This is a genomic window from Microbulbifer jejuensis (assembly GCF_047289955.1).
Classification (GTDB): Bacteria; Pseudomonadota; Gammaproteobacteria; order Pseudomonadales; family Cellvibrionaceae; genus Microbulbifer.
In genome coordinates, this window is the sequence record NZ_JBLBUB010000002.1 from 1 (window position 1) to 22,331 (window position 22,331).

At 48.1% G+C, this 22,331-nt stretch carries 17 protein-coding genes and 1 pseudogene; 17 read left to right on the forward strand and 1 reads right to left on the reverse strand.

The features are described 5' to 3' along the window. The 12 genes and pseudogenes from ACL7TT_RS01525 to ACL7TT_RS01580 form a co-directional block, all read left to right on the forward strand. Positions 1-124: pseudogene (locus ACL7TT_RS01525) on the forward strand (IS630-like element ISCARN69 family transposase); the annotation flags it as partial. Between the two features lie 98 nt (positions 125-222). After that, positions 223-711: a GNAT family N-acetyltransferase gene (locus ACL7TT_RS01530; RefSeq protein WP_413392593.1), complete on the forward strand. Its 489-nt coding sequence runs from the start codon at positions 223-225 to the stop codon at positions 709-711. 299 nt (positions 712-1,010) lie between these two features. Next, positions 1,011-1,376, forward strand: coding sequence for a cupin domain-containing protein (locus tag ACL7TT_RS01535; RefSeq protein ID WP_413392595.1), 366 nt, complete (start codon positions 1,011-1,013; stop codon positions 1,374-1,376). Positions 1,377-2,194: 818 nt separating this feature from the next. Further along, positions 2,195-2,437 (forward strand): hypothetical protein, encoded by a 243-nt coding sequence (locus ACL7TT_RS01540; protein ID WP_413392596.1) that lies wholly within the window; start codon positions 2,195-2,197, stop codon positions 2,435-2,437. 544 nt (positions 2,438-2,981) lie between these two features. Next, positions 2,982-3,440: a Rieske (2Fe-2S) protein gene (locus ACL7TT_RS01545; RefSeq protein WP_413392598.1), complete on the forward strand. Its 459-nt coding sequence runs from the start codon at positions 2,982-2,984 to the stop codon at positions 3,438-3,440. Between the two features lie 105 nt (positions 3,441-3,545). Beyond that, on the forward strand, positions 3,546-4,079 hold the full coding sequence (locus tag ACL7TT_RS01550) for a hypothetical protein (RefSeq protein ID WP_413392599.1): 534 nt from the start codon (positions 3,546-3,548) through the stop codon (positions 4,077-4,079). Positions 4,080-4,735: 656 nt separating this feature from the next. Further along, positions 4,736-4,993, forward strand: a complete 258-nt coding sequence (locus ACL7TT_RS01555; protein ID WP_413392601.1) for a hypothetical protein — start codon at positions 4,736-4,738, stop codon at positions 4,991-4,993. Positions 4,994-5,321: 328 nt separating this feature from the next. Next, the gene (locus ACL7TT_RS01560) at positions 5,322-5,738 is read left to right on the forward strand and encodes an alpha/beta fold hydrolase (protein ID WP_413392603.1); all 417 of its coding nucleotides are present in this window, start codon (positions 5,322-5,324) and stop codon (positions 5,736-5,738) included. Positions 5,739-6,906: 1,168 nt separating this feature from the next. Continuing rightward, positions 6,907-7,260, forward strand: a complete 354-nt coding sequence (locus ACL7TT_RS01565) for a VOC family protein (protein ID WP_413392605.1) — start codon at positions 6,907-6,909, stop codon at positions 7,258-7,260. A 733-nt stretch (positions 7,261-7,993) separates the two neighbouring features. Beyond that, entirely contained in the window at positions 7,994-8,299 is a 306-nt protein-coding gene (locus tag ACL7TT_RS01570; RefSeq protein WP_413392606.1) for a nuclear transport factor 2 family protein, read from the forward strand. Positions 8,300-8,415: 116 nt separating this feature from the next. Then, complete coding sequence (locus ACL7TT_RS01575) at positions 8,416-8,784, forward strand: DUF488 domain-containing protein (protein ID WP_413392608.1); 369 nt, start codon at positions 8,416-8,418, stop codon at positions 8,782-8,784. A gap of 625 nt (positions 8,785-9,409) precedes the next feature. After that, complete coding sequence (locus ACL7TT_RS01580) at positions 9,410-10,270, forward strand: alpha/beta hydrolase (RefSeq protein ID WP_413392610.1); 861 nt, start codon at positions 9,410-9,412, stop codon at positions 10,268-10,270. A gap of 538 nt (positions 10,271-10,808) precedes the next feature. Here ACL7TT_RS01580 and ACL7TT_RS01585 read toward each other — a convergent pair. After that, on the reverse strand, positions 10,809-12,398 hold the full coding sequence (locus tag ACL7TT_RS01585) for a (2,3-dihydroxybenzoyl)adenylate synthase (protein WP_413392612.1): 1,590 nt from the start codon (positions 12,396-12,398) through the stop codon (positions 10,809-10,811). A gap of 120 nt (positions 12,399-12,518) precedes the next feature. Between ACL7TT_RS01585 and ACL7TT_RS01590 the strand changes: the two genes are divergently transcribed. The 5 genes from ACL7TT_RS01590 (at position 12,519) to ACL7TT_RS01610 (ending at position 22,330) form a co-directional block, all read left to right on the forward strand. Next, positions 12,519-13,256, forward strand: coding sequence for a thioesterase II family protein (locus tag ACL7TT_RS01590; protein ID WP_413392613.1), 738 nt, complete (start codon positions 12,519-12,521; stop codon positions 13,254-13,256). Between the two features lie 401 nt (positions 13,257-13,657). Continuing rightward, positions 13,658-13,909 carry a chorismate mutase family protein gene (locus ACL7TT_RS01595; RefSeq protein ID WP_413392615.1) on the forward strand — a complete coding sequence of 84 codons (252 nt, stop codon included), beginning with the start codon at positions 13,658-13,660 and terminating at the stop codon, positions 13,907-13,909. Positions 13,910-13,984: 75 nt separating this feature from the next. Beyond that, the gene (locus ACL7TT_RS01600; protein WP_299941380.1) at positions 13,985-14,314 is read left to right on the forward strand and encodes an isochorismate lyase; all 330 of its coding nucleotides are present in this window, start codon (positions 13,985-13,987) and stop codon (positions 14,312-14,314) included. After that, positions 14,311-15,726 (forward strand): isochorismate synthase, encoded by a 1,416-nt coding sequence (locus ACL7TT_RS01605; RefSeq protein ID WP_413392617.1) that lies wholly within the window; start codon positions 14,311-14,313, stop codon positions 15,724-15,726. The genes ACL7TT_RS01600 and ACL7TT_RS01605 overlap by 4 nt, the downstream gene beginning before the upstream one ends. Next, positions 15,695-22,330, forward strand: coding sequence for an amino acid adenylation domain-containing protein (locus ACL7TT_RS01610; protein ID WP_413392619.1), 6,636 nt, complete (start codon positions 15,695-15,697; stop codon positions 22,328-22,330). The genes ACL7TT_RS01605 and ACL7TT_RS01610 overlap by 32 nt, the downstream gene beginning before the upstream one ends. Position 22,331: the final 1 nt, after the last annotated feature.

Genomic DNA, 22,331 nt, shown 5'->3' on the forward strand with positions numbered 1-22,331 from the left:
GGAGGCTATCACAGGGTTTATCGATGCACATAACAAGGCTCCAAAGCCATTTGTATGGACAAAATCAGTCGATGAAATTTTGGCGAAGGTAGGAAGGGCTAGGCAGGCTCTTGCATTTCAGTAAATAGTTTAATACACCACACTAGCATATATGATCCTGGGAGACGGGTATTCTCCCCTCCTGCCGTATGGGTACCTATCAAGTGAAACGAGATCTGAAGCATGCACATAGAAGTTCGGCATAGTAAAAAAGAAGACATTGCAAAAATTAGGGATATTTACGCACAGTCTTCATGCTATGCAGGAACGCTACAGCTTCCCTATCCATCTATTGATAAATGGGAAAAGTTTCTTGGAGATCTTCCGCAAAACTTCTATAGCTTGGTGGCTGTCAATGATGGAGGGGTCATAGGGCAGATTGGCATGGAAGTGTTTTCAAATCCAAGGCGAAAACATGTTTCAAATATGGGCATGGCTGTGAGTGAGGAGTATCAAAACTGTGGTGTTGGCTCAAAATTGTTGGAGGCTATGCTCAACCTTGCTATAAACTGGTTGGCAGTTCGTCGTGTAGAGCTGGAGGTTTATACTGACAATCAGCAAGCTATAGAACTATACAAAAAAAAGGGTTTCAAAATTGAAGGAACCGCACACCAATACGCGTTTAGAAATGGTGAGTACGCGGATGTGCATCTCATGGCCAAGGTAGTCTAAGGTAATCTGTCTTAACAATCGCAGGCAGAATACTCCAGCCCTTCGGGCCTGCGTGGGGCGTCTTGCTTTGTGCGCAGTTGGCGTCATTTACTAACAAGGCGGAAGGGAAGAATACCCTTATCTCGGGACCGTAGAGGCATGGACGCCGATTACGAGCGTATAGGGAGGTATTCACAGCGTGCCCCGAGAGAAGGGTATTCTTTACTTCCGACCCGGTAGTATGCCCAAGGTAAGCCACCCTGCTGTGGGAGTTAGTGCATTTGCTATTACAGCAGCTTTAATAAAGGAAGGCGTATAAATTGGAACGTAGAAAAATAAAATTCAAGGAAAAGTTTTGTAAGTTCCATGAGCTTTGGTCTCCAAAAATTATTGCTGAAATGAATGATTATCAATTCAAGCTGGTCAAAGCTCTGGGTGAATTTGTATGGCATGATCATCCTGAAACAGATGAAGTTTTTATCGTCATTGACGGTTCATTGAAAATCCTGTTTTCTGATGATTTTGTACAACTAAATGCTGGTGAAATGTACGTAATACCCAAAGGGGTTCGGCACAAACCCGTTGCTGATACTGAATGTAAACTCATGATTGTTGAGCCGAGAGGGGTTGTAAATACGGGAGATTCTACTGGTGATCTTACAGCGGAAAAGGATATCTGGATTTAATAGATTTACTTGTACCTAAAAACGACGCAGCCAATCGGGTAAAGGCGGCTTTCCAGCTTGCCCGCTCATCACCGCACAGGTTGGTGGTTTATTAAGCACGCCGTTCGGATGGTGAAATTTTACCCAGGTATCCCTTTCCGAACAAAGCCTGAATTCCAGGAAACGGATTGTCGATGCCTTGATGCACTGCAAACATCACCGCCAGCCGGTGGAAAACGCAACTTGGTGTCGCATAAAGCTTCAGCTTGATTGTATTCCTTTCAAAAAGGGATTACGGTAGGTCTGCTCCTCTGGCACCCGGCCGCTTCACCGGCGCAGTCAAAGAATAATAAATAGTTAACCAATACCGCAACGATCATGATTGAATCCGCGAGGCGCCCGATAACAGTAGCGCTCGCGGGTAATCCATAAACAAATAAGCCAACAATGAAGGACCGCATCATGACCGCGTAAATAAGAGAAAAACGCCACCTCCCAGTGCGGGAACACCGAGAGATGGCTAACCCCAATAGATAAGATCAGTATCTAGCGAGGCTGTCTTGAATGATACGCCATACACTCGTTCGTCTTCAATCAACGTCTCCCTGAAGGCGAGCTTTTCGAGTCACTTCCGCCCCCGGCGACGGAGTGTGCTGTGGCATTGCGTGATGATTGGTGTGGTGCTTTACTTCAGCCGTGCACCGCCTCTCTGGCTGCGCACCCTTTCTGCAAGTTTCCCCTTTTTTCACAAGGATCACGCCTGCGGCGAGAGAAACGGCGCAAAGCGATGCACTTTTTCTGCGCCTTTCCGCCACAGGTGAGTCAAGGAGCTTTTAAAGATGCCTATATTACCCTGTCGATTGTTTCAACCGATGAACCTGGGTGGGTATTTTATTATCACGCTGGTCGCTATCAGAGAGAACGCTGTGGATCTGCATATTGCCCCCGGCAAGGGTAACCGCGTGATGCGGGCCGTGCGTTTACTGCAACTGTTGGAAGAGGCCTGGGCGCTGGAGGAGGGCTCGACCGATCAGCCCCCAGCCATCCTCAGACCACTCAAGCCCCCCAATAAAAAGACGTAGCGCTGAGCAGCATCGCAAACGCTTGCCTTCTTGTACGGTCATGATGGGGAGGTGAGCGTAGTCAAGATGGCAAGCCAGTGCTCTTCTGCTCCGCACGGGTGCCGCTGTAGGTGCGCAAGGCTCGATCACTGCAGACGGTGTTGCCGTGGCTGTACCGGAAAGATGTGTCAACGGGTGAGAGGGAGAGCGCTCTGGCGATACGCCTATCTGGAGAGTGGTGCCGTATTACAGGCAATATGACCAGGTGCGAAGCGGAAATTCGGTCACCGTGACCGTTATTTTTGAGACGAGGGTAGTTTCTCCTAAAGTGTGAATAAATCCAACGGGTTACATTCATTGTTCATTTTTGGGATACTGGTCAAGATAATCGTTTTTCCATGTGGGACTTTAGTGCTAACCTCCTGTATCTAATTGATTTGCAGTGATTTTTTGAGGGATTGGCGCGAAATTAATTCTGAAATACTGGTCGTGGTGATTTGTATATAAATGTTAGATAGTAACCATGACCAGGAAGCAGTTCTTAATAACATGTGTTTTTACGCTAATGGCCGCAGGCATTCTGCTCGCTAGCGTCCCATTTGTGGCAAGCTGGTCACCGAACCCAAAAAGTGTGACAATTACTATTGTCGATGTTGCTAAAATTCCAGCGGGTGGTTCCAAGTTAATTGTGTCTCGCGGCATGCCGATTATGATTTATAAACCAGATCAAGAAACTGCTAACTATCTAGTTTCATTAAATACTGTTGCTAATGGACCCAATTACACATTAGAGAATATGCCTGAGTATTTTATTTATATAGCATTGAGTACGCATCTGGGCTGTATGCTCAAACCGGCTGAAGCTTATGGCTACAATGGGCTTATAGATCCTTGTCATCGTGGTTTTTGGGATGTTTCAGGTCGGCTTATCCCCTCAGCGCATGCGGGTGAGGGGCTTGAAAATTTGACTAAATATAACGGCTTCAGAAAACATACTGACACGGAGCTATGGTTTCAGCAGTAAGTTATCTAACAAATTGGGCAAGCGGGACAAAATAAAACGTGGCTTCGCCACAATTTACCCCTTCCAAAAGCGTTATGGTTTCCAGGAAAAAGAGAAGTATTAAAAATGAAAATTATAAGATTTGTTATTCTTTCTGTTCTTGCGTCTCATGTGTTTGCACAGGTGAGTAATGTTGAATCTAACCTGGGTGATTCGTACTACTATGTGGATCATTTTGAAATTATCATTGACAAGCCTGCGAATGAAGTCTGGCCTCACGTACTTGAAATGGGAAAATGGATGCCATGGATGAATCAAGGAAACCCAAAAGATAGCCAAATATCTGAAAATGATCGTGTTCATTTGTATGGCGAGTTTTACATTGAGGTGGTAAAAATAATACCTCAAAAGATGATCCTTTTGGCAAACCTTCCTGCTGTAGAAGAAGGCGAAGAATCTCAAGGCGTAGCTATGGTTTCCATCAGTGAATCCAATGGTGCGACGCAAGTATCAATGTTCATGAGTAGAATTTACAATTGGTTTGAACCAGAAATTAATTCCAAGCGTGCAACCAGAGAATCTGTAGAATTTTACAATCAGAGAAAAAGTACATTTAGAGATAATTTTCTCGCAAAGCTAAAGCAGCTAGCTGAGACCTAGCGGTACAAAATCATAACAAACGCAAGTAAAGGGATACCCAGTGTTATGCACCTTTTGTGCTGGTTGTTGCGCTTCTATTTTCACACAAAAGGTGCATAGCATTGGTCGCTTCTGTTGTGGTTGTTATGAGTAAGGTCCGAATGCGGGTCGAAACAATAAATCTGAGAATCGTAATTGTATTATCATTTGTTACAGCAGTAATAAATCCTGTTTTTAGCTGTGGTGAAGAATCGGAGGCAGTCCAGTTTGCGCGCCCTTTATCTCGGGAGCGGTTAAAGATATTATATTCTTATTTCGAGAGGCTGGCGGCCAGTAAAGGTGTTCAAAGAGTTCATTCCTCGTATGGTGAGGGTGAATTATTACCTAAATAATTTTCAGGCTTGGCAGTTGTGAAATTGAGGCCAAAAGAGGTTGCATATTAGTTCAGGGTTGTATGGATTATGGTGCTTCTTTGAGATTCAAAGGTTTACACAAAACGGAGGAAATAGTATTGTGCTTTCATGGGGGGAAGTGCCTCCAGATAATGGTTCAGAGACTCTGTGGGCAGAGTGGCGGTGGTCATAACAAGCGCCGACACATAAGCGCGCTTCGCGCTTTGGGCTCGCAACAGGCTGCTCGCCTATGCGACGAGTGTTATGAAGCGTGAAGGAAAACACATGAATTTATTTGGTGCTTGTCCAAAATGTAAGGCAAAACTCTCCCCGAGAATAAAGGATAAAACTCAATGTACTGAATGTGGAAGTGTAGTTCAGGCTTGTGAAAAACAAGCTATGGTTTGTTCAGTTATAATATTCCTTGGTATGTTAATTTCCTATTCAATAGATTGGCGTTTGTTGATGGGTTTCTTGCCTATGTCTTTTATCATTGGCCTCAAGACAAATAAGTACGAAGTCGTCGTTGATAGAGAAAATTAAGATTTATAACAAATAAGGATATGTTGCGCTTACCGCTTTTATTCGGACTGAGTTTGGCGAGGATAAATACCGATCATTCGTATGATACTACGGAAGTGAGGGCAAGATAGGCTCGCTACTTTACTCATTTTGTGCTTTAATAACACAAAGCAACCACCATAATTCCGGATTTTACCGGAGCGTTAGCTTTCCAGAAGAGGAAAGTTTTGAATTTTAAATTTTTGGTTGTGGCCGGAGTTTATCTAGTATCTCTGTTTGCACATGGTGAAAAATAAATATTAATGGTGCTGAAATAGAATATGAAATAAAAGGAAATGGCAGCATTATTTTGCTTTTTGATGCAGGTGCAACTTCTGGTATATCAGGTTGGAATAGTATCTGGTCAAAGCTGCCTGATGATACAACTGCAATTAGATATTCTAGGCGAGGAGAAGGTGGATCTTCTGCATGTCATGGCGACTTAAGTGCTAAAGATTATGTGGATGATGTGGAGAAATTATTTAAAACACTAAAGATATCAACCCCCATTATTTATGTGTCTCACTCATACGGATCTAAAGTGGCTAGAGAGTACGCAAAGCGTAACCCCTCAAAAATAACTGCTATGTTATTTCTAGATCCCATCAATCCCAGAGACGTTGAAATTATTGAATCCCTCGATCCAATTAATGGTGCACAAGCAAATGAGGGGCTGAAGCAATCTGATCTAGCTAAGGGGGCAAAAACTAATTGGTGCCTTATTTAAGATATATGGGATAAAAGTTCTTCGATCGGCTTCAAGGATATTGGAGATATACCCGTCATATTAATTGCTGGCGTCAAAAAGTATAAAGAGCCAAAACGATTGTTTGATGAAGCCGAAGCTCGCAAGCTTTGGGGAAAGTATCAAGCTGAGTGGGTACATAAGTTTCCACGTGGGGGAGCAATCATGGCCGAACGAAGCGGTCACTTTGTCCAGGATGACCAACCTGATTGGGACGTGAGTGAACTTATTAAACTAATAAATCGAGCAGGTCAAAGCAACCCGGCCGGCCGCTAACTCGTCAGTTTATTAAAGCGTTATTGTACCGGATCTATTTTATAGAGAGTGCTTGCAAAAATCTGCTTCGGAATACTGTTTTGGCATTCCAACATCAGAATTTCACGAAGCAGAGCGTCTGTAGTATGGTTCTGGGTACTTTCTTTTTAAGTTATCCGGTTCAATAAGTCCATAGCGGTATTGTGCAGTGCTATTGAGGAAATAATTTGTTGGTGAAAGCAAGGTGTTTTTCCCATTTTTTTATCGGGCAGTGGTCAGTCAGTGAGTGGCTGGAAAAGTGTAAGTAGGTTGCTCTGAGCGCTGCAACTATAGTCAGGCTGCCTGGTAAGAGCTGGCCACTCACCAGTATCGAGTCTTGCGCGTTGTGCGCAGCTTTAAATTAGAGATATTTTAGAGGTAGGATGCATGAGCGAACAATCAACGTGACGCGTAGACCGAGAAGTACGTAGGCCATAGGGAGTGCGCGCTCCTGAAGTGATGGTATCGCTTCGAAATGCAAATTCCAGGTGACGAGGTTTGTAACGCCATCGAAATCCATGCAAAGCAATCGACTCAGAAGGGAGAGCTTCTCGCTATCTGAATGGCAAGATTGTGGAAATCTGGCGGAGTTCTTAAGCTGTGGCATGCATACAGAGAGGTAATGAGAACTTGTGAGACCCAAGGTAACTCCCAACGGAATGGGTAGGGCAGGGTTGCTTGAAAGGCGAAACGAACGATGGTGTCTTGCGCGTCGGACCAACTCATAGTAGTCAAAGGGCGGGAAAGCCGTAAATAATATAGCTGAAGAGCCGGATGCGGTAGTTTCGCACTTCCGGATTTGCGTGGGGGCGCCCCAATAACGGGGTGTTCTACCACAACGGCAACCAGAGATGGAGTGAAAACCATGAAAGTACATTATCTAGAAATTGTTTCTCCAGACGTTGATGGGATATGCGCAGCCTATGAAGCAGCCCATAATGTCCAATTTGGTGCGCCGGATCAGCTTCTCGGTGGGGCCAGAACATGCAGTTTGGCTGATGGTAGTATTGTCGGTATACGTGTGCCTTTGCGAGAGACGGAAGAACCAATAGTCCGCCCATACTGGCTAGTTGATGATATCCAAAAAGCCATAGATCTAGTGAAAGCTCAAGGTGCAGAAATTGCTGTTCCACCGCTAGAAATCCCCGGCAAGGGAATATTTGCAATCTACATCAACGGGGCTGTTGATCATGGTTTTTGGCAACTTTAACAAATAAGGATATGTTGTGCTTGCCACAACATATCTGGTTGTTGGATAAGCCCGGCCAGCTCTATATACGTGAATAATGGAAGGAAAATGAATTTTGGGCGGTTGATGTTAGTCTCAACCACTACTGTTTTGGTACTTCTGCGTTTTGGGAGTATCAATCAGCTACTTTGTGATTGTTGTCTCTGCCAGAGACCCATCATCCAAACCGGCCACTGAGTCGGTTTTTTTACGCCCGGAGAAAGTGACTCCAAGAATGGATAGAAAGCCGAAAGTGGGATAGCCACCTCTATGGGTGTGGGCCTGACACAAATCCCTGCGACTCCGCTGCAGGCGCTGGGCTGTCATGCGATAGTGTTTGAGGAGTGTTGAGAATGATTTTCATGACATCGTCTGCCGCCTGGCTGAGTGCTGGGATTCCGGCGAGAGCACTTTCGCCCCTCGCGGCGCCATAGTGAGCAGCTTTATGGGAGTGAGCTAATGACCCGGAAGGCGAACGAGCAGGGCCCGTTTTCGTGCCCGACAGCGCTGCGACAGTGTTTCAACGTAGGGTACACCATTTTTTTTATAAAAATTTGAACTCACTGGGAAGGATGAGGTGGATCTGACTGGCGTGATAACCCTCGTCAAATGCTGAGGATGCCGCTCGGTGGTAGTTTTTGGGATACTAGCAATGATGATCAGTATTAAAGGTTAAGCTACAAGCCAGCTCAAAAATTTGATAGGGGATAAATTAGTGGCACTAACAATAGATGATCGAATTGAAATACAAGATTTATTGGCAGGCTACTGTTTAGGTTTGGATGATCTGGATTGGGAGAGTTTTTCAAACCTATTTCATCATAATGCTACATTGGACTATACTGCTATAGGCGGCCCGAAAGGCAACCCACAGGAATTAATTGAACTTTTGAATGTGTTTTCAACGAATGTTTCTTCTTGGCAGCATACGACATCAACTAATATTTTAAAAAGTGTAAATGGTTGGCTTATAACAGAGCGTATTCTGCACTCTTCGTGGTCTCACAATGTTCCAGATTAGAAGTGGCTCAAAGCTTAACAAAGCAAGCACCTGGGGCACGGTAAACGTCTGGCTCTGCATGGAGGCAGTTAGGGCAACCGGCTGTCCTACCACTACTGCTGCACAAAGGTAACGCGATGATAATTAAGGTAAAAAGAGTTTATGAAGAGGCCAAAGAAGAGGACGGTGAACGCGTCCTTGTCGATCGACTATGGCCAAGGGGTCTATCTAAGGAAAAAAGCAAGATAGATAAATGGATTAAAGAAATATCTCCGTCCAATGAATTACGAAAATGGTATGACCATGACCCAGAAAAGTGGGGCGAATTTAAAATACAATATTTCGATGAACTAAATGAAAAAAGAGAGCTTGTCGAACAATTCTGTATGGAATTCAGCAAGCAAAGAGTTACATTATTATTTGGCTCCAAGGAATTAAAATTAAACAATGCGTTTGCTTTGAAAGAATATATAGAGTCAATCATAAAAATAAGTAAAAAGGCATAACAGATAAGGATAGGTTGCGCCTACTACAACATTTGATACCTTAATAAAAGCCCAGCCGCTGAGCCCTTTTTTTATGTCTGGAGAAACTGATTCCATGAGTGGACAGGAAGCTGGAAGTGCGACAGTAACCGATGCGGGCGAGGGTTTGGCATAAGTATCAACCGCACTGCCTGCCGCCTGGCCCAGTGTTGGGATTCTGGAGAGATCACTGTCGCCCCTCGTGGCGCTGGGGTCGCCCCCGGCCTGTGGTGCAGATCTCCCCAGATAAGAACATGATCTGTCCCTGCACAGCCGCCGTACTGTCCCTACCCCTCGAACCTGTGGACTTCGTTACTTTGTACTAACTCGTCCCTGGAGCTGGAGCTTATATACGATTTCTGTTCGTCGGCTCGCAGGTTTGCGCTCGGGCTTCCTGCAGACAAGCCCTCGCGGGGTTGCCCTTGCCGTCGGCTAGTAGTTATGATCATTGGTAACCCGGTGAGCAGGCTCTCCTATAGAGGACTTTCACCTCATTAGTATATGCCCATGCTGGGCGTACACAATCACAGGTATGCGACGCAGAAAATCCCCGCGCACATGCTGTAAGCGTTATGTACCAGAGTTATCCACATTTAGTAGAGGTCATATGAATAAAGCGTTATTGGTTACAGTATTTTTTCTTTTAGTACAGATAAGTGCTTTTGCTGCTGTAACTAAGGTAGATAGTTCCTTCGAGATAAAAAATTCCGAGATTTTTTCCATCAGCTCATCTGTGCTTGGGCGTAAATACGACATATATATTAAGGTTCCACATGATTATTCAAACACAGAAAATGAAAAGAAAACGTATCCAGTTCTATATTTGAATGATGGTCCCCATACGTTCAAAGTTGCTTCAGGTGTTACACATTTTCGCAGTATGGATAAGGCAATAGTGGTTGGCATTTCTTTTGCCCATGGAGAAAATGGCCAATTTAGTAGAGTTCGTGATCTTACACCGGAGCATGATAAAAGCTGGAAAAGCTACAAAACAGGTGGAGCTCTCGAGTATCTTGCATTTATCGAAAGTGAAGTGCTCCCTTTTGTTGAGGGCAAGTATCGTGTTGACCCCCAAAAACGTATCCTTGCCGGGCATTCACTTGGAGGTTCTTTTGGTACTTGGGTCTTTCTCACCAAACCAGAGTTATTTTCTAGCTATATATTGACGAGCCCGTCTCTTTGGTGGAAAGGTGATGCCATCTTCGAAACCGAAGAGCATTATGCTGCCAGTAATAAGCATCTTAAGATAAATATTTTTTACGCCACTGGTTCGTTAGAAACACCTGAAAATGGAATGAAGCAAATGGTTAGTGGACAGAAAAAATTTGTTTCCCGCTTGCGTTCTAGAAATTATAAGGGGCTAAATTTACAGGACGAAATTGTTCAAGGCACAGATCACTATTCAACTTTCCCTGTTGGTTTGGCTAAAGGGCTTAGATGGATATATCAGGAATTATGGTCACTTTAATTTGATTAAATATAGGCATCTACTTAAACTTGCACATAACAAATAAGGATATGTTGCACCTGCCGGCAACATTTGACACTTATTAGTAAAGCAGGAGGGAAGAATACCCTCTCCCAGGATCGTATAAGGCATGGATGCCGATTACGAGCGTACAAGGATGTATTCACATCTCACGATTTGAAGCTACTGAGGGGGGCGTATGGAGGGGCTAAGTGTTCAGGCTGGAGATGCCTGGGGAGACAAAGTAAACCTACAGCCCACCCGTATCCCAAAACTACTGAGGCTGGCCAATGGCCGCGATTGTGTCCACTGCGGCAATAGCGTGGGCAGCACAGTGGCGGCACACTGCCAGGGGCCAAGGGGCCAAGGGGCCAAGGGGCCAAGGGGCCAAGGGGCCAAGGGGCCACAGCTACGGCAAGGGCAGGCCACGATGCCATGGCTCCGCATTTCTGTTATTGCTGCCACAGTGAGGCGGATAGCCTTAGTTAAAATTTTCAGCAACAAGAAAAACAACTAGACATCCAGGTGGCATGTGGATCTATAAAATCTGCTTTTTGTCAATCTTACCTACAGCGGTTACCGGTAGGTGTGAAAGCACATTTAGGCGCTCGGGTAATTTGAAAGCTGCCAATCCTCTTTCGGTCAAAAAGTCACGCAATGCTTGTAAGGTTATAGTTTTGCCAGTGCATACAATCGCTACTCCAACTTGTTCGCCTAGGTCTTTGTCTGGCAAAGGTAGCACAGCCGCTTGTTGTATGTTGGGGTGTGCAAGTAGGTGCTCTTCGATTTCGTCACATGCAAAAATTTCACCCCCTCGATTTACAACATCTTTGAGCCGCCCAGTAACAATTATATTGCCATCGGCCTGGATACGTACGCGATCTCCACTGCGATAAAAACCGTCGGAGGTAAAAGCGCTGCGGTTGTGCTCCTCGGCTCGGTAATAGCCTCTTAGTGTGTAGGGACCCCGAGTGAGCAGTTCCCCTTCGTCACCAGCGCCAACTTCTTGCCCTTGATTATCGACTACTCTAAGTTCATCCAGCGGGCTCATGGGCCTGCCCTGAGTAGTGGCAATTACTTCATCTGTATCTTCGAGACGGGTATAACAAACCAGCCCTTCGGCCATACCAAAAACCTGTTGCAAGGCGCCGGGAAATGCAGCCATTGCAGCTTGAGTATCGGTTTTAGCGAGCTTTGAACCACCAACTTGTAACAGATGTATGGAGCTTAGATCCGATTCCTCCCAAGCGGTCGCTGCGGTCCAGACTTGGGACAAAGCCGGGACGAGCGCAGTAGCAGTAACACCGAAGCGCTCTATCAGTTCAAAGCAATGATCCGGGCTGGCATCTCGAGTGAATACCACTTGTCCCCCCATTGCCAGGGTGCCTAGGATACCGGGGCAGCCAAGTGGGAAATTATGTGCAGCAGGAAGTACGGCCAGATAAACCTCACCGCTTTGTAATTCGCAAGCGGCAGTGGCGCAGGCAATATTGTAACGATAATCGTTGTGACTGCGTGGAATCAGCTTGGGGAGGCCCGTTGTGCCGCCTGACACCAGGAACAAAGCCGGGGCATCGGGGTCAATGGGGGGGGGAGTAAATTGGCCCTTCCCTTTGGGTAAGGGTTCAAACGGATCCTTGTCATCTGCGCTGTATATGCCGCGCAGGGTTTTGGCTTGCTCAGCGATTTGCTCTATCATTTTGTGTCGGCTTGCATCCCCCTCAACACCGGAGGTGATATACACACTTGCGCCAGACAACTGGGCAAAATGACAGATTTCATTTTGGCGGTGTGCCGGTAAAGCCATCACTGGCACCAGTCCTGCTCGAAATATTCCGAGTAAAGTTGTGGCAAAACTGACCTGATTACTCCACTGGAATACCACGCGCTCCCCTGTGTTGAAACCTTTTGCCAGTAACCCTGCGGCAAAAAGGTCGGCCTCTTTAAGCAGTTCGGCGTAAGTTAGCTGGTGTGATAAATCACGAACTGCACAGCGGTCTGGCAAATTCCGGGCTGTGCGGGTAATCAGTTCCCAAATAGGTTGATTATCCCAAATTTTCTGTTGTTTGTAATGAAGTTCGATTTCTTCAGGATGGGGCTTGAAACCGTTAAGTAAATCGTTATTCATTCTGATCTCCTGTAATTAGTGGCTGGAGCAGACTAATAAGACTCGGTACTATTTCACATTCCTAAATTTAAAAATAAAGGGTAGTATCTACTATCCAAGTCCTTTACAAAGATAGGTTTTATGTCCTGCGCCTGGCTAAATATTCCTCATCCCAAACCCAATGCAGCAATACAGCTTTTGTGCCTGCCCCATGCTGGTGGTACTGCTGCACTGTACCGACCCTGGGTAAAGCTACTGCCGGATTCGATTGAATTGGTGCTGGTCTGTTTGCCGGGCAGAGAGCAGCGCTGTAATGAGGTGATGCCCGCAGATATGCGGAGTTTAATCACCTTGTTGGGTAACGCAGTCACCCCTATTCTCGATCGCCCCTGGGCCGTATTTGGGCATAGTATGGGTGCAACAGTTGCTCATGAATTGATACTCTCCTTGCAGTGTCGAAACCTGTGTGGTCCTGAGCACTTGTTTGTGTCTGCCCGCAAGGCCCCTCAGTTTCAAGAAGGCGGAAACCAACATCAGCTGGATGACGATTCCCTGTGCCAACAACTCATACAACTTGGTGGAACTGCTCCCGAATTGTTAGAGATACCGGAATTACGGGCCTTGCTACTCCCGACACTACGCCAGGACTATCGTTTGATAGAAACCAGCAAGGTGTCCTCAGATCAACCTTTGAGTTGCCCAATCACAGCCATGGTGGGTCGGGATGACCCTGAGCTTACCCCTGATGATGCTCGTGGCTGGCAGCGGTGGACCAACTGTCATTTTCACATCTATGAATATACTGGCAATCATTTTTATTTGTCTCAAAGTCCCCATTTAGTGGTTAGTCACGTAGTAAAGCAACTGGGTCTAACTTAATTCTGCAAAAGATCGAACTTGTCAGGGAATCATCAATTAATTGCTGCCTATCCTGCACGGATTCAACTCGTGATCGCTCTAAATACACTGCCGGGTGCACTTTTTTGCATCCGCGGTAAAAAATAACAACGAAATAGGGCATCTGAGGTGCTCTTGTCGCTCCATCAACCTGCTGTTTAAAGCTTTACGCTTACTCTTACCGCTACAGGGTTCATCCTGAATCACTAATTTCGGGTGGAATGTAAATATCGTATAGTCTCGTAATCATCAAATTTCTAAAAAGTCACTGCCCTCTGCTCTGATCAATCAGGCTATTCAAAATAATCCATTGATTTGAAAAATGATATGTTATAACGTCACAGCCTCAATGAAAAGATTGACTTTGGGGTGGTGGATTTTTAATGCAAGTAGCCAAGCTGCCAATGGATTGTGGAAACCTGAATGAAATCCGCCAGGGTTTCGATGCCGTAGACCGTGGGATGATCAGATTGGTGCAGCGACCTTTAGGTTATGGATTGTCTGCCGCACAGCCCAAACCAGATGAAGCCAGTATTCCCGCTCCAGACCGGGTTGTGGCTAGGTTGATTGATCATCGTCACTGGGCTGGGGAAGAACAGTTAGGCGCCGATCTCACCTTCCAGGCCATTGATTGATTTGCAAATCAATATGATAATCATTATCATTTTCAAAAGCAATGAAAAGATCGGCTCTACAGTGATGGAGTTTTTATGCAAGCAGCCAGGTTGCCAATGGAATGTAAAAATCTGAATGAAATCCGCCAGGGAATCGATGCCATAGACCGCGAGATCATCAGGTTGTTGCAGCAACGTATGGGCTATGTATTGTCTGCCGCACAGTTCAAACCAGATGAAACCAGTATTTCCGCTCCAGACCGGGTTGTGGCTATGTTAATTGATCGGCGTCACTGGGCTGAGGAGGAAAAGCTGTGTGCTGACTACATAGAATTGCTATTTACCGACATTATTCGGTGGTTTATTAATCAGCAAACACTGCATTGGCGTAAAACTTATCGTGCGTCGATGGGAGAGGATGTATGACGGTGCGCTTTGAGTTTGCTGGCTTGAAGCAATGCTTGCAAGAAGCAAAATCCCGAGCGAAGCATCAGCAGTCTAAGGTGCTGGCATCATATTCATTGCCGTGCCACAGGCGCGATCCACTCGCACTGTTTGCGGCAAATTATCAATATGGACGCACCGTGAGCTTGTGGGGCACACCTTCTAGTGACTATTACTCCGTGGGTTTTGGTTCTGCCTGTGAGTTTAGCTGTGCCCCTGGAGGATCCTGGTCCGAAATCCAAGCTAGCTGGCAAAAGCTGTTGGTGTCCTCGGTGGTGATCGGAGACCATCAACCGGTTTTGTGTGGCGGATTTGCCTTTGATTGCCAGAGAGCGCCGTCACCACTCTGGAAAGATTTTCCCCCAGCCGTATTGACACTGCCTGAGCTGACCCTTTTTTGTGAAGAGAACCGCAGTTATCTGGTAATCAACTTGATGGTTAGCAGTCAAACGGATTGTAGTCTTGCTGCTGAGCGAGCAAACGCGCAGTGGCAAAGTATTTTATCCTGCGCCTTAACAACGCCTAACAATGACAGTTTATTGCTGGAGGATGTTGATCTTTACAACAGTAATACTGATCCAGTGGTTTGGCAACAGCGCGTCGTTGATGCGGTTGAGTCAATCAAGCGTAAAGAATTGCAAAAAGTGGTCCTTGCACGCTCGGACTCACTATCCGTGAATTGTTGTCCTGGGGATATTCTCAAGTATCTGAGAGAGTACTATCCCGGTGCATTTCTGTTTGCTTTCGTACGGGAAAAGAGCTGCTTTCTTGGCGCGTCACCCGAGCGTTTGGTCGCATTGAAAGATAAGTGTGTTAATACTGTAGCCCTGGCGGGTAGTGCGCCTCGGGGAAAAGATTTTGCGACTGATTATAGTCTGGGGTTATCTCTCCTCAACAGCGATAAAGACCGCTTTGAGCATCATTTGGTGGTGTGTCACCTCCTTTCCATTTTACGCAAGCATTGCAAGAGTGTATGGGTATCAGACCAGCCCGAGCTTTGTAAATTAAAGCAGATTCAGCATTTGCTGACGCCATTATATGGCTGCGCTAAGCAAGGGGTAAATCTATTGGAGGTTCTATCCGATTTACACCCAAGTGCCGCAGTGGGAGGCTTGCCGAGGCAAAAAGCACTGGAGTATATCCGCAAAAATGAAAACCTGGACCGCGGTTGGTACGCCGGGCCAGTTGGCTGGTTAGATGCCAGGGGGGAAGGGGAGTTTGCCGTTGCATTGCGCTCTGCGCTTTTAACCCAAGGCAGGGTGACACTCTTTGCTGGTTGCGGACTGGTTGAAGCCTCCCTCCCTACCCACGAATATCGTGAAAGTTGCATAAAAATGCGTGTCATCCGGGACGCAATAAGGAGTGCATCTCTTGTCGCAGAAGACGCAGAGTGAATCAGAGCCAATCAGCCCGGCCAGTTTGTTAAAGGATTTAGTTTATCAGGCTATTGATGTCGATATTAATGGCATTCATCCGCAGGCTGACTTAATTGCGCTGGGGCTCAACTCAGTACAAATCATGAAGATTGCTGGCCAATTAAGGCAGAAAAAGATCAAGGTAAAATTTGCTGATCTTATCGCGGTGCCTCGATTGGAAGCCTGGCTTTCTCTACCTCAGTTGGCTATTGGAACCAAAGAAGGTACCAGTGAACATTTATCTGTGCCGGACGCTTTTGATGAAGGTGCTCCCTTTGATTTGGCACCGATGCAACATGCCTATTGGATTGGGCGAGACCCGAATCAATATTTAGGGGGCGTTGCCGCACACTTTTATCATGAGTTTGGTGGCCAGGAAGTAGTACCTGATCGATTGGAACAGGCTGTGCGATCCCTATTCGAGCGGCATGGGATGCTGCGTGTTCAAATCCTCGATGATGGTCGACAGCAGATTCCCGCAGAAGTGAGCTGGCCCGGTTTAAAGGTTCATGATTTCAGGCATCAGGCTGCCGCAGAAGCGGAGCAGAGTCTTATCGCTGTTAGGGAGCAACTCTCCCATCGGCAGCTGGATATATCGCAGGGCGAGGTTTTTGATGTACAGCTCTCATTGTTACCAGCGGAATTAAAAGCTGGCGGCACACGCCTGCATATTAATCTGGATATGGTAGCTGCAGATGCCTTTAGCCTGCGCGTGTTACTGAATGACCTGGCCAAGCTCTACCTGGAACCAGAGCAGTCTCTGGTACCGCTGAGTTACAGTTATTCGCGCTACCAGGCTGATCGCAGCGCTCTCCACTCAAAGGAAGGGCGCCGAGCTGAGAAGCAGCAGGCCAAAGAACACTGGCAGGAACGCCTGGCAGATTTGCCCGGTGCCCCTCAGTTGCCAACCGCAATAGGCGCTGAGTCCAAAGACACTCGTCGAGTGGTTCGTCGCCACTATAGTCTGTCTGCTGATCGGAAAAACCAGCTAGCGGAATTTGCGAGCCGTCACGGTATTACTTTGTCCATGACCCTGGCAGCGGCGCTTGCCGAAGTGCTTACGGTCTATAGCGAAGAGTCAGATTTCCTGCTGAATCTCCCCCTGTTCGACCGGGAATCCCTGCACCGGGATGTCAACTCCCTGGTAGGAGACTTTACTTCTTCGATCTTGCTTGCCTGGCAGGGCAGCCAGAGTGGAACCTTCGTTGAGCGTGCACAGCGTTTACAACACAACTTCCGTCAGGATGTAGCGTACGGGAGTTATTCCGGCGTAGAAGTGCTGCGTGACCTCAGCAGGCAACAGGGACAAACGGTGTTTGCGCCGGTCGTCTTTACCAGTGCGCTTGGGTTGGGAGAATTATTTGGCGAGTCAGTTCGCAGTGCCTTTGGAGATGTCAATTGGATTATCTCCCAAGGGCCACAAGTTTGGCTGGACGTACAGGTTATGGAGCTCAAAGGCGGCCTGTCCATAAATTGGGATGCGCGGGAAGCTGCTTTTGCTCCCGGCGTCCTGGATGGCATGTTTGCGGCCTTTACGCAGTTATTGGAATGCCTGATCGGCAGCCCGGAATTCTGGGCCCAGCCGATACCATCGCTGCTGCCAGCGGAGCAAAAGCAGCAGCGCCAGCAGGTAAATTCCACAGCCAAACCATACCAGCCTCACCAATTACACGAACATTTTTTTAGCAATGCTAAAAACTGCCCTGAAGCAGTGGCTCTCTATTGGAACGGTGATCAAATCCGTTACGGGGAGTTGGCCCACAGTGCTTTGGCGATGGCCGCGTATTTACAGCTTCAAGGTGTTGAGCCCGGTGATTTGGTCGGTATTTTATTACCTAAGGGGCCGGAGCAGATTATTGCAGCCTTGGGCGTATTAGCGGCAGGAGCGGCTTATCTGCCGCTGGGTATAGACCAGCCACCGTTGCGTAGGGAGCGCGTACTCAAGCTTGCTGGAGCCAAACTGGTTATAGATACCTTGTCTGTGCTCTCCGGTGTCGCGCCTTTATCCCAGCCTGTTGTGGAAGAGGCAAAAGATCTCGCCTATACCATTTTTACCTCTGGCTCCACCGGTGAACCCAAGGGCGTCGAAATAAGTCACGGGAGTGCCTGGAACACCATAGCGGATATTAATGAGCGCTTTTCGGTTAGCGAAAATGATCGCGTGCTCGCCATATCGGCATTGGATTTTGACCTTTCCGTTTACGATATTTTTGGGCTCTTGTCCGCCGGCGGTGCACTGGTATTGGTTGAAGAGGAATCCCGGCGGGATGCTGAGCGCTGGCATCAGCTGGTGTGCCAACATGGCGTAACGGTTTGGAATACAGTACCGGCCCTTTTGGATATGCTGCTCACCACGGGTGGTGATACTCCAGCTGGAGAGCTGCGCCTGGTATTAAATTCTGGTGACTGGATCAGCCTCGACCTGCCGGAACGATTAAAGCGCGTAAACCCCGGTTGCCGCTTTATCGCTTTGGGTGGCGCCACTGAAGCTTCTATTTGGTCGAACAATTATGAAGTCAAAGAAGTTGATTCCTCTTGGCGATCTATTCCCTATGGTTACCCCTTAGCCAACCAGCAATTCAGAGTGGTGGATGCCCTGGGGCGCGATTGCCCTGACTGGGTGACAGGGGAGTTGTGGATCGGTGGTGCTGGCGTTGCTTTGGGGTATCGAGGTGCTCCCGGTATCACCGCAGCCCGTTTTGTGACAGACGAAGGCGAGCACTGGTACCGCACCGGAGACTTGGGCCGCTATTGGCCGAACGGGTGCCTGGAGTTTTTGGGCCGCGCCGATAATCAGGTCAAGGTGCGTGGACACCGCATTGAACTCGGCGAGATTGAAGCGGCACTGACCGCACACAAAGGGATTGCGCAAGCGGTTGCATTGCTGACTCAGCGAGGTGTGGTTGCGGTTGTCGCTCTGGAATCCAAATTATCGCAAGGGAATATCAATCCAGAAAAGTGCTTTGTTGATTTGCAGCAGTTGCAGGAACCCTTGAACGACCTGCGTGAATTCCTGAGCCAACGATTGACCAGCGCCATGCTGCCCAGTGAGCTTTGCTGTCTCGCTGAAATACCTCTTACCGCCAATGGCAAAATTGATCGCGGTGGTTTACAGCAGTTTGCCGATGAATCCCTGTCGCAGTACCAGGCAAAGCAGAACCCACCGCAAGGTAAATTAGAGCAGCAAGTGGCTGCCGCCTGGTGCAAATTCCTCGATGTTACCGATATAGCGCGGGACGATAACTTCTTCGCACTTGGGGGTGACTCCCTATTAGCAACCCGTGTTGTGCGAGACCTGCGCGAGTCTGGCTTTGAAGGTGTCACACTGTCGGAATTATTTAGCCAGCCCAGCCTGGCCCACTTTGCTGCGACATTAGTTCAAGATCCAACTGAGAACCCACAGCGAAACAAAGGTACTACCGAAACTGCTGCTACACAGTGGCAATCGGATAAGGCCAATCGGTACGCCGCTTTTGAACCTACCGATGTTCAGCGGGCCTATTGGCTGGGAAGGGACCCAGAATTTGTTTTGGGTGGTATCGGTTGTCACTTTTATCGCGAATACCACGTTGTTGATCTCGATCTGGAGCGTTTGGAGTCTGCGCTAAACGCGATGATTGCCCGCCATGAAATGCTGCGGGCTGTATTCGACAGCGAAGGTCGACAGCGCATCCTTGCCGATGTGCCGAGATTTTCCATTGATGTTACAGAGGTAGACAGCGATCCAACTTCTGCTTTTGCGCAACTGCGACAGGAGTGCGCGGAGCAGGTGTTTGAGCCAAGCCGGTGGCCACTGTTTGATGTCCGTGCGGTGCGCTGTGGCCGCAATACCCGATTGGCTATCGGTTTGGATAATTTGATTCTCGATGCCTTCAGTATTCTGCTGTTTTACCGAGAGTTAAATATCCTCTATCAGAGCCTTGATACTCATCTACCTTCTATCGAACTCTCTTTCCGCGATTATGTGCGCAATGTACTGCCGCAAATTACCGCCGTATTTGATAGTGATCTTGCCGAAGGTCCACTGACTGCCGCAAAAACATTTTGGCAGCACAAATTATCGGAGCTGCCTCCCGCGCCCCAGCTGCCCATTGTACGGGAGCCGGCATCCATTGAGCGCCCGCACTTTGTGCGTCATCAACAGCATATTGATAAAGGGACCTGGCAAAACCTGGTTGCGCGCGCGGCTGAGCAGGGAATCACGCCTTCGAGCCTCCTTTTAACGGCTTTTGCCGAAGTGCTTAGTCGTTGGAGCAGTCGCCCCGACCTGAGCTTGAACCTTACACTGTTTGATCGCCGTGAAGTTCACCCGGATATCTATCGAGTGATGGGGGATTTCACCTCCCTGACCCTGGTGGGTTACCGGCCAGAGGCCGGTGACAGCTGGTTGGTGCGAGCAAAAAAAATACAAGGGGAAGTTGGCGCGGCCCTGGAACATCGCGATATTTCCAGTGTTAGCCTGATGCGGGAATTAGCCCGCCGGCAGAGCGACGCAGAAGCCACAATGCCCGTGGTCTTCACCAGTGCACTGGGTATTCCCGGTGGTACAGCGGCACCGGAAAATGGACCTCTGCGGGAGCCCGTCTGGGCCCTGACACAAACGCCGCAAGTCTGGTTGGATCACCAGGTGGTCGAAGTCGAGGGTGGCGTTTTCTTAAATTGGGATGTTGTCGAAGCGCTTTTCCCAGAGGGGATGTGTGCGGAAATGTTCCAGGCCTATATCGGCTTGCTCCAATGGGCGGGTGACGCTGAATGGGATTCCACACCGCCTGATTTATTACCCAAGTCTCAACGGGAGCTGAGAACTCAGCTTGAAAAGCGTATCGCAATTGACCCAACGGATAATTTGTCGCAGCGATTTTTTCAGAAGGCAAAAGCGAATCCCGACAATATCGCCTTATATTGGGGAGACGATAATTCTCTGAGTTATGGCGTTCTGGCAGAGCGTGCTTTGCGCATCACTGCTTGGTTATTGGAAAGCCAGGTTTCACCTGCTGAGGTGGTGGCCGTCAACCTGCCGAAAGGACCCGACCAGATTGCCGCTGTTTTGGGGGTACTCGCAGCGGGAGCTGCTTATTTACCTGTCGGTATCGATCAACCGCAGGCAAGGCGTGAGTCAATGTTGTGCCGTGCCGATGTAAAAGTGGTACTCGACCAAAGTGCAATTCAACAGGCCGAACAGTTCGCTTCTATTGGTGAACCGATTGCAACAGAAGCTGAGCAACTGGCTTATATCATTTTCACTTCCGGCTCCACAGGTGAACCCAAGGGCGTCGAAATCAGTCACGGTGCCGCCTGGAATACCATTGCGGATATCAACGAACGCTTCTCTGTTGATGAAAATGATCGTGTACTGGCCATTTCAGCCCTGGATTTTGACCTCTCTGTTTACGATATCTTCGGACTGCTATCGGTCGGTGGTGCGCTGGTATTAATTGATGAGGAGGACCGGCGGGATGCCGAGTGCTGGCATCAACGGGTATGTCACTACGGCATCACCATCTGGAATACGGTACCGGCACTACTGGATATGTTACTCACTGTCGGTGCCGGTACACCGCCTGGCAAATTGCGTTTGGTATTAAATTCCGGCGATTGGATTGGCCTGGATTTACCCCAGCGCTTAAAGCAAGTACAGCCCGATTGCCGTTTTATCGCACTGGGTGGCGCCACTGAAGCTTCTATTTGGTCTAACAGTTTTGAAGTTGTAGACGTCGACCCAAGCTGGCACTCGATCCCGTACGGATACCCCCTGGCTAACCAGAAATTCAGGGTGGTGGATACCCAGGGGCTCGATTGCCCTGACTGGACAACGGGAGAGCTGTGGATCGGTGGTGATGGTGTCGCCATGGGCTATCGCGGGGCGCCCGAGTTGACCGAAGCGCGCTTTGTTACGGTCGATGGTGAGCGCTGGTATCGCACAGGGGATCTTGGGCGCTACTGGCCCAATGGATGCCTGGAATTTTTGGGGCGCGCCGATAGCCAGGTCAAGGTCCGTGGCTATCGCATAGAGCTGGGTGAAATCGAAACCGTATTTAATCGTCAGATGTTTGTGCAGCACGCACTGGTGCTGGCCACAGAAGAACAACAGCTGGTGGCAGCTGTTGTGCTCACACCCGAATGCCCACCAACGTTTAATACTGATGAATTGCGCGAGTACCTTCGCCACCATCTGCCGTCTTATATGGTCCCTGACTTCATTGTGAGTTTGCCGGAAATGCCCCTAAGTGCAAACGGCAAATTGGATCGGGCTTCAGTATTAAAACTCGTGAATGCGGTGGAAAAACCGCAACAGGAAAAAGCGGTTGAGCTGGCGACAGATAACGAACGCCTGGTAGCACTGATCTGGCAGGAACTTCTTAACCTGCCCGTAATAAACCGCGATCAAAATTTCTTTGAATTGGGTGGCGATAGTTTACTGGCAACCCGCTTTATTGACCGCTTAAAACAGCAACACCGTTTGCTGCTTCCCCTCAGACGTTTATTTGCCTCCCCGAGACTGGCAGATGTTGCCGGTGCCCTAAGTGCAATGGAACCGCTAGTGGATGTTGATCCCGATACGGTGGAAGAGGGCGTGATATGAC